Below are 9,690 nucleotides of genomic sequence, written 5' to 3' on the forward strand. Positions count from 1 at the left end.
ATTGGTTCAATGGACTAGTCCATTGCGTCATTGAAAAAGCACCCAATTTGGTATTCAATGAAACACATGGAAAAGATGAACTTGACCACGCTTGAGCGCAAACAATTGCTGTCGGCGGCTCGTAGCCAAACGGTGCGCGCAGCGGACACGCGGCGTGCCCGGTTGATCCTGATGCTTGACGACGGCGAGACACGTGAGGCGATCATGCAGCGGCTGCGCTGTGACTCCCGCTTCATTAGCCGTTGGTCGAGCCGGTTTCTGGCCGAGCGGCTGGCTGGCCTTTACGCGCGCCATCCGGGACGAGCCCCGGTACATCCGCCTGAAAAGCTGGAGTCGCGGGTCCTGAATCTCACGCTCAAGCACCGGCCTGCGGACGGCTCGACGCATTGGAGCAGCTATAAGCTTGCTGCGGCTTTGGGCGATGTGGGCGCCTCGACGGTCCAGCGCATCTGGCGCAAGCACGGCGTGCGGCCCCATCGGCTCGATACGCACATGGTCTCAAATGATCCTGACTTCGAGACCAAGGCGGCAGATGTGATCGGTCTGTATCTGAACCCGCCCGCACACGCGGTGGTGTTCTGCGTAGACGAGAAGACGGCAATTCAGGCCCTGGATCGAAAAGACCGGATGCTGCCGCTGTCACCCGGGCGCGCCGAGAGCCACGGCTTCGAATACAAGCGCAACGGCACGCTTAGCCTGTTCGCCGCGCTCAACACGTCAACCGGGGAAGTCATCGGCAAGACGGCGCCGCGCCATACCAGCGAGCAGTTCGTGGCCTTCCTCACCGACGTTGTAGCCAGCCAGCGGCCCAAACGAGAGATCCATGTGATCTGCGACAACGTCAGCAGCCATAAGACCCCGCGCGTGCATGAGTTCCTGCGGCAACACCGAAACGTGCGGTTGCATTACACGCCGACCTATACCTCCTGGCTAAATCAGGTGGAGAACTGGTTCTCGCGCATCCAGCGCGACGTGATTGCGCGAGGCATCTTCACCACGGTAAAGGATCTGGAGCGCAAGCTGATGCGCTATATCCGCGAGCACAACAAGAATCCCAGGCCGATTAAATGGAAGTACGACGATCCATCGCGGCGAATTCGACCAGTGCTATTTCAATGATGCAGTCGACTAGGGGATATGAGCCAGATCACATATCCCATTTTCCGAGTCGCTGTTCAAGGCCCTGAAGTACCGGCCTGCCCATCCCCTCAAGGCGTTCGATACCCTGTTCGCCGCGCGCACCTGGGTGGGTGCACTGGTGCGCTGGTACAACGAGGAGCATCGTCACAGCGCGATCCGGTTCGTGACGCCGGCGCAGCGTCATGCCAATCTCGATCAGGACATTCTGCGTCGACGCGCAGCGCTTTACGAGGCGGCAAGGCAGCGCAATCCGTTCCGATGGAACGGACCCACGCGCAACTGGCAGCGCGTCGACACAGTGCATCTGAATCCCGATCGCATCGATAACCCCGGCGTCACACCACAACGCCGCAACCAAGAGAGAAAGGCCGCCTGATATTTATTCGTTGAGGCGACAACTAGCTTGAAAATTTCCGCGACCTTTCAATTTGGCTGGCGCAAGCTCCAGTGAGACTTGAGACTGCGAGCACAATTGCCAGGGTAGACTGCGTCGTGGAAGCCGAATCTGTGCGCATGATCCTCTTCTGTGAGCTAGGCCGACGCTGATTTTGGTATCTGCGCATCGGGAACCTACGCTTCATAGATCTTGTAGTTATTTCTGAAACGAAACATTTTTTTCGTCAGCTTTCCGGCCCTTCATGTCGCTCACCCGGCGACTTTGCGGGCTTCCATCAGCGCGGCGTACGCGTCATAGCAGCGCTGAGCAACGGTGACAACATGCTCCCAATTTCCTGGAAGCTGCTCTGAGAATTCCTGTAAATGTATCTTCGCTTCTGCGGCGCGCGCATTGAGTTTTTTTAGGTGAGCATCCAGTTCTTCTGCGTCGTTTAACATATCTAAAGCCTCTTTTGAAATTCGAGTGGGCGGTTTGGCGGGTCAAGGGCGGGCGTGAGCCCGGCGCAGGGAACCCTTGAGGCGCTTTGAATCGACAAGCTGGCGCATGGCTGGTTGCGGCAGAATGCTGCAATCAGACATGCGGGACGATGCGAGTGACGAATCAACTCTTTGAAGCCGCCTTGGGAATCAAGGCACCGTGGTACGTGCAAGGTGTCGACTTTGATACGGCCAAACGACAACTCACGATTGCCGTGGACTTTGTCGCTGGCAGCCGCTTCGCTTACCCCGGGGTTGCCGGTGAGCACCCAGTGCATGACACGCAAATCAAGCGGTTGCGCCACCTGAATTTCTTCCAGCACGAGTGCTATCTGGAAGTGCGGGTGCCGCGCGTGCGCTTGCCAGACGGCTCGGTACGGCTCGCGCAGCCGAATTGGGTTGGCCAACTCGACGGCTTCACGTTGCTGTTCGAAGCGCTGGTGCTGATGCTGGCGCAGCAGATGCCGTTTGCCGCTGTGGCGCGCATCGTCAATCTGTCGTGGCACCGGGTGCATGCCATCTGTTCGCGCTATGTGGAACTCGCGCTCGCGTCGGCGAACCTGTCGGACGTGAGCACGGTAGCTATTGACGAGACCTCGTACCGGCGCGGCCACGAGTATCTGACGCTGGTCGCCGATATGCAGGCGCGCCGCGNCGTGTTCGTCACGCCCGGCCGCGACGCGAAGACGATTGAGCGCTTTGCGGCGTACCTTAGCCAGCACAACGGCACGCCCGAGCAAGTCACCTCCGCAAGCATCGACATGTCGCCCGCGTTCATTAAGGGCGTGAGCGAACATCTGCCCAATGCGCGAGTGACATTCGACAAGTTTCACGTCGTCGCCCATGCGTCCAAGGCGCTTGATATGGTGCGCCGCCAACAACAGAAAGCCGACCCGGAACTCAAAGGGATGCGCCGGACGCTGCTCAAGGACGCCAACAAACTGAATCTTGCGCAATTGACCGACCTCGAGGCGCTTGTCAGGCAGTACGCCACCAGGCGCACCGCCCGCGCATGGCTGTATCGCGAGCAACTGCGCGAGATTCTCGAACGCAAGCAAATCCATGTTGTCTCCGAGATGTTGCGGCAGTGGTGCACCAATGTCATGCGCTCAAAAGTCGAGCCAATGAAGGACGTTGCGCGTCTGATACGTCGGCACTTCGACGGCATCGTCGCCTGGACTCAGACCCGCCAGACCAACCGCTTCATTGAAGCCATCAACGGCTTGTTTCAAGCGGCCAAGCGAAAGGCTCGCGGTTACACGCGCTTCACGACAATGCGCACGGTCCTCTTTCTCGTTGCCGGCAAGCTCGACTTCTCCGGCTTCAACCCGCATGCCTCGTGAGTCGCATCACCCACTCCAAATTCAAAAGAGCCAACAAAATTAACTAAAGGGCTGACAACAATCGCTCGATATCACGCCAAAGATCGAGCGGACTTTCCAATCCGACGCTGAATCTCAAATACGTTGAATTACAACTGCCCGCTCCAAAGCTACGTTGCCCATCGAGCGACATCGGTGCAACGAGGCTTCGCGTCCCTCCCCATGACGCGCCGATTGCGAACAATTCAAGACGACCCAGTGCCCGGTCGATTTGCGCCGTGTCTTGCATCTGCAGTTGGACAGAAAATACGCCAGTACTCCCCTGAAAGTCCCGCTTCCAATACTCGTGTCCGGGAGACTCCGGAAGCGCCGGGTGAATAACACGGGCAATTTCAGGGCGGTCCTTCAAGCGCAGTGCGAATTCCAGGGCGGTCGACCCGACGTGTGCCAGGCGCACTGACATGGTTTCAATGCCACGCAGCGCTAGAGAGCAGTCATCAGGCGATACACCTATGCCCAAATTTGCGAGTTGTTCTCTTACCTGCAGATAAACATCCATCGACGCAAAGCTCAACGCACCCAGCAAAAGATCGGAATGTCCGCCGACATACTTGGTCAACGCTTCAGCCACGACGTCCACGCCTAGCGAAATCGGCTTGCAAAAAATCGACGTTGCCCATGTGTTATCGCAACCGGTCAACGCATCATTTTCTTTCGCGATACTTACGATTTCACGGATGTCACAGACTTCCATTGTTGTCGAACCCGGAGCTTCTATCCAAATCAGCTTTGTCCGCCCAACTCTGATAGAGCTGCGCAGAGACTGCAGGTTCATCGGGTCGTAGATGTCGAACGCGACTCCATAGCGCTGCAGGACCTCCTCCGCAAAATCCTTCACCGGCGGGTAGACGCTATCGGGAATCAGGACATGATCGCCGTGCGCCAATAGAGTCAACATGAGGACTGATATAGCGGCTTGCCCTGACGGAACAAGGACGGAACGAACGCCCCCTGCGAGTCGGGTCAGTTGTTCCTCGAGTGAACGGGTCGTTGGTGTCCCCATCAACCCGTAGCTATATCCGTCCGGGAACTGAAGGGAACGATCGCGATAACTTTGTGCGCTTGGGAATACGATCGTGGACGCCCGATACACCGGCGTAGAAAAGCTCCGAAATCCCTCGGTGCTCGCGCCAGTCCTATGAACGCACAGAGTCGATTGTTCAAAAACATGATCTGCCATTTTTGCGCCACCTCACAGCACTTTTGAGAGAAATTCGCGCGTTCGTTCTTCACGCGGATTGCCAAGCACCTGGGCCGGCGGCCCAATTTCCAGGATTTTCCCGCCGTGCATAAATGCGACGCGCTTGCTTGCCTCACGAGCAAACCCCATTTCATGGGTAACAACAACCATCGTCATCCCATCGCGGGCGAGATTCCTGATGACGTCCAGCACCTCACGTACCATCTCAGGGTCAAGCGCCGACGTCGGTTCGTCGAAGAGAAGTGCACGCGGCTTCATGGCCAGCGCGCGGGCGATCGCGACGCGCTGCTTCTGCCCGCCGGACAGTTTTTGCGGCTCTACACCGGCCTTCTCAATCAGGCCCACCTTAGCCAATAGCTCCTCAGCTTCTTCCCTCGCCTGCAGCTTTGACATCCCCAGCAACCTCGTCGGTCCGAGAGTCACGTTCTCGAGTGCCGTCATATTGCTAAACAGGTTGAAGTTCTGAAACACCATGCCGATCTTTCGACGCAATTTGTTTACGTCGTACCGCCTGCTTAGCACATCTTCGCCGTCGATATGTATGGTTCCAGCGTCCGGCGTCTCGAGTAAATTCAGACAGCGGAGGAACGTTGATTTTCCAGATCCAGATGCACCGATTAAGGAAACCACCTCGCCCTCGGCGACCGACATGCTAACGCCATTGAGCACTTGAACTGATCCAAACGCTTTTTCGACACCGCTCGCAGAAATCATGGAGACACTTTCGGCTGCAACCTGGTGCGCGCTAGCACCTGGCTCGGATTGACCTCCGAGCTCAGAAAGAAGACGAATTGGCGCATTCATCGAGAAACCCTTCGTTCGAGATAGCCGGTCATGCGTTCGGCTATGAGGTATATGACAAGATACATGCCGCCCACTATCGAGAGGACACGGATCATGTCAAAATTCTGCATGTAAATGTTCTGCCCAGCGAGCGTGAGTTCCGTTACACCTATAACAGACAAAAGCGACGTATTCTTGAGCGTGATGCTAAGCTGATTCGCCAAATTCGGAATCATGGTTCGAAATGCTTGCGGAATAATCACCAGTCTCATGGTTTGCCAATGACCAAACCCGATTGCACGTCCAGCCTCCATTTGCCCTCGATCGACTGCCTGAATCCCTGAGCGAAAGACTTCGGCCAGAAACGCCGCCGTGTATAGCGCCATGGCAATTCCGCCGGCAATTGTTGCGGGTGTCCGAACACCCGTCAACACGGGTAGACCAAAGTAAACTAGCAAAATTTGGACGAGTAGCGGCATGCCGCGGATGACGGTTCCATATGCTCCGGCAAGCGAAGCCGCTAAGCGGAACTTGGACATTTTCATAAACGCGAGAGGCAAACCTAGTACGCCGCCGAAAATCATCGATGTCGCTGTCAGGATCACCGTTAGTTTCAACCCCTCCCAAAGAGAAGGAAGGTAATCCCAAAGCCAATTCAAATCTTTCATGAGTAGCTGCACCTCAATTCATGTTGTAAGTCTTCGCAATGGCATCCAATTCGCCGCTGGCTTTCAATTTCGCGATGCCCCGGTTGACGATTGCGACCCACTTGCTGCCTTTCGGGAAGGCGAACGCGATACCTGTCGGATCTAGCACAGGACTCACGATCTTGATCGTAGGCTTGGCACCTTCGATTCGCAATTGATAGTTCACCAGTGCGGAGTCGTAGATCATCGCGGCCACGTCACCCGATCTCATCGCAAGTTGCATACTTGCCGGATCCTGGAGGATGCGCAGCGTGACGCCCCATTCAGCCGCGTGCTCACGCGCTACTTTCAGTGCGGCAGAGCCCTGTTCGCAAGCAATCGTTTTGCCCTTGAGTTCAGCAAGGCTCTTGATTGCACTGTTCACCGGAACTACGACGAGAGCACCTTCGACGAAATAAGGCGTCGAAAAGTCCACAATTGCCTGACGTTCCTTCGTAATGAAGATACCGCTTACGGCGATATCGAGTTGTCCAACCTGGAGTGCCGGAATCAAACCGTCGAATGCCATCTGCTGATAACGCATATCAAGGTTTTCTAGCTTCCCTACCCTCTGCAAGATGTCGTTGCTAATTCCAAGAAATTTGCCCCCTTGGATATACGAGAAAGGTGGCGCATCGGGCGCAGCTCCGACAGCCAACTTAGCGGTCGTCACGTTGCCGTCCGCCAGCACGGCAGCCGAATGCCCGAACACCGCAGCCGCGACGCACACGAACATCGCAGTACCAAGCCTCTTTTTGAACATCGTCGATCTCCTCCAAGAAAGGTAAGTGACAGACCCACATCCTGCTGTCCGTATGTTCCTAATATCGGTTCACTGTTCCGTTATTATCGACCTCGGGCATGGGCAACGTTATGGGGGTTAACGAGCTCTGATACATGGTTTACTTTATCGGAACGTCGTTCCTATAATAGGTACGATCACCAGGACGGAGAAATCCATGAGCTTTGTCGATAGTCTCGAGCAACACTCCCTCAGCCTTGCCTTCTCGTGCAGGCAAAAACTCTTCTCGGCTGCGCCGGAACTTGACGCAATCATCACTACGGACCCCGTCCACGTCGGTTACCTGACGGGCTACCGGAGCATCCTTCAGGACGCTGGTCCATATGCGCAAGCCGCGATCGCAACACGCGATCGGGTGGCCCTGATTACTGGCGCGAGCGATGCAGCCGCTGCTTTAGAGGAATTGGAAGACCCATCGTGCATCTGGCGATACGGCGTCTTTTACGTCGGCGCAACGGCCAGAGTGGCCGGCTATGCAGACATGCCGGAACCGGGTGACAATTTTGTCGATACGATCGTGTCCGCATTACGTAGCTTCGAAATCCGCGGCGGCCGCGTGGGCCTGGACACGCGCGACGAAAAATTGGCACGGACAATTTGGCGGCAATTCCCTCAGGTGGCATTCCAAAACGGGGCGCCTTCGTTAAAGCGAGCGCGCGCAACGAAATTGCCAGGCGAACTCGCATTGCTGCGTCATGCCTCACGCATCACCGACAAAGCGCTCGAATCCATCGTGCCTATGATTCGAGCTGGCGTCACGGAACTCGATATCTCAGGCGAAATTAACGGCGCTATCGTTCAAGGGGGGGGCATCCCGCGCTTCGTCGTCGTTACGTCCGGCGAGCGCAGCTCACGGGTTGATGCCTACGCTCGCGCCAAGCGCCTTGAGAACGGAGACCTCGTGCGCATGGACATTGGCTGCACCGTACAGGGATACTGTTCAGACATGGCCCGTACTCTGACGGTTGGGGGCCCAAGCGATCAACAAGCCGAGCGCTACGCGGCACTGCTTGCCGGCGAGCAGGCGCAAATTGCGGCCTTGAGACCAGGCGCGTTGGCCAGCGACATTTACAAGATCGCTATCGACACTGTTCGGCAAGGTGCGCTGCCGGATTACCAGCGGAGTCACTGTGGCCACGGCATCGGTTTGCATTCCCATGAATTTCCCCCCATCGCCCCCAATTCGAACGTCCTACTCGAACCGGGCATGGTCTTCTGCGTCGAGACCCCCTACTACGAACTCGGTTGGGGCGGCATGATGGTGGAAGATACGGCTATCATCACGGATGGCGGACACGAGCTTTTGACCCATTCGACTCGGGAACTATGCCAAGATCGGGTAAAGTAAGGGCCCATCGCCCAACCCGACCATCCATAGGCCGCCAGGCTTTCGTATAGACAAGACCCAATGAAGAGTCAATCACTTGAGCGCGGCCTCGACGTCATGGAGCTACTCAATGCGTCGCAGGAGCCGATGGGGCCTCGAGAAATATCCCGTCGGCTCGGTTTAAGTCCGGCCATCGTTCAGCGTCTCCTCAACACCTTGACCGCAAAGCATTATTTGAGACGAGACCCTGTTACGCGTCGGTACAGTATCGGGTACCAGACGTTGAATATGGGGGCGGCGCTGATGGCGCGAGACACGTTGTTGTTGGAGGCCCGCGGAGAACTCCAGTTGCTGGCTGATAGCATGCGTATCGATGGTTATCTTGGCGTGCTTCAGGACAAAACCCCAATGTATCTGCTTTGTGTCGACGGCAAGGGACCAGTGACCGTCAGGGTACAACCCGGGTCTCCTATTGGACTACACAATACGGCCATTGGTAAGGCCATCCTTTCGTCCTTCCCTGACGACCAGGCCCTTGAACTGCTGCGACTAGAACCGCTGGAGCAGAGCACGGCCAAGACGATTACCGACCCGGAAAAACTTGTTGCGTCCTTGCATAAGATTCGGACCGACGGATATGCTCTGATCGAGGACGAACAGGTTATGGGGATCTCCTCAGTAGGCGCCCTCGTCGGGGATGTCAGCGGGCAGATGCGGACAGCGATCAGTGTCGCTTACTCGAAGCACTTCAGCCCTGAACTCAAACGACAAAACGTGATTGAGGCTGTTGTCGCCGCAGCGAGTCGGATCACGCGCAATTGCGGGTTTCATTCTGGCTGAGACAGACAGGCGCCACGCCAGCCGCCGAAACACTGGTGGCCATCGCTGCAGTTGGCTTCCTGGTGAGGTAACATAATCGGGACCGGGTGTCCTGGTCACTGATCTCGGTCAGTCAAGCATCAGCAAGGATGCCTACTACGAGCTTGCCATGACAAATCGTACGCCCTTCGTTTGCGTTTTTACTCCCGATCGCTGGGGACAGGTTGACAAGTTCAAGCAGTTTTTTGCTACCACATACGACCTCAAGCCAGACGCAAGAAAAGCCGTCGCGGGTGTCGACAATCACTCTCAAAAAGCGTTGACCCTTCGCCGCGTGGCAGAAAAACTCGCGCCGAATCTTTGCCTGGACAACGAAGAACTCGCGCAAAAAGGCTTTACGGCCGCCCTTAACTCACCGCGTTATACACATCTCGGACTACGCGAGTTCATGGCGCAGTCCGCGTAGAGTTTCCGCTGCCGTCATGACGCGCTCCAGACCTTGCCATATCGTCTTTGCGCCCGGTTCGCCGTCGCCTTTGCGAGCGAGGAAGCCACCGCACCGCGCCACCAGTCGGATCATTTCGTTGAGTCCGAGCGGTTTCGACGGTCGTCGTATTTTCAGCAGCAGGTGGGCACCGTGAATCTCGTCAGGATCGAAGAACAGCGTCGCATCAAGG

At 56.5% G+C, this 9,690-nt stretch carries 11 protein-coding genes and 1 pseudogene; 6 read left to right on the plus strand and 6 right to left on the minus strand.

Annotated elements, in window-relative coordinates:
* Positions 1 to 57: 57 nt before the first annotated feature.
* Positions 58 to 1,119 carry an IS630 family transposase gene (locus A3CW_RS0143690; protein WP_028209109.1) on the plus strand — a complete coding sequence of 354 codons (1,062 nt, stop codon included), beginning with the start codon at positions 58 to 60 and terminating at the stop codon, positions 1,117 to 1,119.
* 37 nt (positions 1,120 to 1,156) lie between these two features.
* Positions 1,157 to 1,516, plus strand: a pseudogene (locus A3CW_RS0143695) (integrase core domain-containing protein); the annotation flags it as partial.
* A gap of 269 nt (positions 1,517 to 1,785) precedes the next feature.
* Here A3CW_RS0143695 and A3CW_RS0143700 read toward each other — a convergent pair.
* Positions 1,786 to 1,974: a CCE_0567 family metalloprotein gene (locus tag A3CW_RS0143700; protein WP_028209111.1), complete on the minus strand. Its 189-nt coding sequence runs from the start codon at positions 1,972 to 1,974 to the stop codon at positions 1,786 to 1,788.
* 155 nt (positions 1,975 to 2,129) lie between these two features.
* On the opposite strand from A3CW_RS0143700, the gene A3CW_RS0143705 reads away from it, so the two are divergent.
* Positions 2,130 to 3,356, plus strand: coding sequence for an ISL3 family transposase (locus A3CW_RS0143705; protein WP_028209112.1), 1,227 nt, complete (start codon positions 2,130 to 2,132; stop codon positions 3,354 to 3,356).
* Between the two features lie 43 nt (positions 3,357 to 3,399).
* Here the strand turns inward: A3CW_RS0143705 and A3CW_RS0143710 are convergent, their stop codons facing one another.
* The 4 genes from A3CW_RS0143710 to A3CW_RS0143725 form a co-directional block, all read right to left on the minus strand.
* Positions 3,400 to 4,575 (minus strand): trans-sulfuration enzyme family protein, encoded by a 1,176-nt coding sequence (locus A3CW_RS0143710; protein WP_051482105.1) that lies wholly within the window; start codon positions 4,573 to 4,575, stop codon positions 3,400 to 3,402.
* Between the two features lie 12 nt (positions 4,576 to 4,587).
* Positions 4,588 to 5,310, minus strand: a complete 723-nt coding sequence (locus A3CW_RS0143715) for an amino acid ABC transporter ATP-binding protein (protein ID WP_028209114.1) — start codon at positions 5,308 to 5,310, stop codon at positions 4,588 to 4,590.
* Positions 5,311 to 5,396: 86 nt separating this feature from the next.
* Entirely contained in the window at positions 5,397 to 6,047 is a 651-nt protein-coding gene (locus tag A3CW_RS0143720; RefSeq protein ID WP_028209166.1) for an amino acid ABC transporter permease, read from the minus strand.
* A gap of 13 nt (positions 6,048 to 6,060) precedes the next feature.
* On the minus strand, positions 6,061 to 6,828 hold the full coding sequence (locus A3CW_RS0143725; protein ID WP_028209116.1) for a substrate-binding periplasmic protein: 768 nt from the start codon (positions 6,826 to 6,828) through the stop codon (positions 6,061 to 6,063).
* A gap of 196 nt (positions 6,829 to 7,024) precedes the next feature.
* On the opposite strand from A3CW_RS0143725, the gene A3CW_RS0143730 reads away from it, so the two are divergent.
* The 3 genes from A3CW_RS0143730 to A3CW_RS52015 all read left to right on the plus strand — a co-directional run bounded on the left by A3CW_RS0143730 (position 7,025) and on the right by A3CW_RS52015 (position 9,479).
* On the plus strand, positions 7,025 to 8,215 hold the full coding sequence (locus A3CW_RS0143730) for a M24 family metallopeptidase (protein ID WP_028209117.1): 1,191 nt from the start codon (positions 7,025 to 7,027) through the stop codon (positions 8,213 to 8,215).
* Positions 8,216 to 8,275: 60 nt separating this feature from the next.
* Entirely contained in the window at positions 8,276 to 9,034 is a 759-nt protein-coding gene (locus tag A3CW_RS0143735) for an IclR family transcriptional regulator (protein ID WP_028209118.1), read from the plus strand.
* Positions 9,035 to 9,182: 148 nt separating this feature from the next.
* A complete protein-coding gene (locus tag A3CW_RS52015; protein WP_211254145.1) occupies positions 9,183 to 9,479 on the plus strand; it encodes a hypothetical protein in 297 nt (98 codons plus the stop codon).
* On the opposite strand, the gene A3CW_RS0143740 is transcribed toward A3CW_RS52015, so the two are convergent.
* Positions 9,450 to 9,690, minus strand: a 241-nt coding sequence (locus A3CW_RS0143740; RefSeq protein ID WP_028209119.1) for an IS4 family transposase, incomplete at its 5' end; no start/stop codon positions are given. The two genes, A3CW_RS52015 and A3CW_RS0143740, sit on opposite strands and share 30 nt — an antisense overlap.

The organism is Paraburkholderia nodosa DSM 21604 (assembly GCF_000519185.1).
GTDB classification, from domain to species: Bacteria; Pseudomonadota; Gammaproteobacteria; order Burkholderiales; family Burkholderiaceae; genus Paraburkholderia; species Paraburkholderia nodosa.

Excerpts from the sequence above, each read along its gene's own strand:
- A3CW_RS0143730 (WP_028209117.1), top strand. The coding sequence starts at position 7,025 with ATGAGCTTTGTCGATAGTCTCGAGCAACACTCCCTCAGCCTTGCCTTC.
- A3CW_RS0143700 (WP_028209111.1), bottom strand. The coding sequence starts at position 1,974 with ATGTTAAACGACGCAGAAGAACTGGATGCTCACCTAAAAAAACTCAAT.
- A3CW_RS0143720 (WP_028209166.1), bottom strand. The coding sequence starts at position 6,047 with ATGAAAGATTTGAATTGGCTTTGGGATTACCTTCCTTCTCTTTGGGAG.
- A3CW_RS0143725 (WP_028209116.1), bottom strand. The coding sequence starts at position 6,828 with ATGTTCAAAAAGAGGCTTGGTACTGCGATGTTCGTGTGCGTCGCGGCT.
- A3CW_RS0143690 (WP_028209109.1), top strand. The coding sequence starts at position 58 with ATGAAACACATGGAAAAGATGAACTTGACCACGCTTGAGCGCAAACAA.
- A3CW_RS0143710 (WP_051482105.1), bottom strand. The coding sequence starts at position 4,575 with ATGGCAGATCATGTTTTTGAACAATCGACTCTGTGCGTTCATAGGACT.
- A3CW_RS0143735 (WP_028209118.1), top strand. The coding sequence starts at position 8,276 with ATGAAGAGTCAATCACTTGAGCGCGGCCTCGACGTCATGGAGCTACTC.
- A3CW_RS0143715 (WP_028209114.1), bottom strand. The coding sequence starts at position 5,310 with ATGATTTCTGCGAGCGGTGTCGAAAAAGCGTTTGGATCAGTTCAAGTG.
- A3CW_RS52015 (WP_211254145.1), top strand. The coding sequence starts at position 9,183 with ATGACAAATCGTACGCCCTTCGTTTGCGTTTTTACTCCCGATCGCTGG.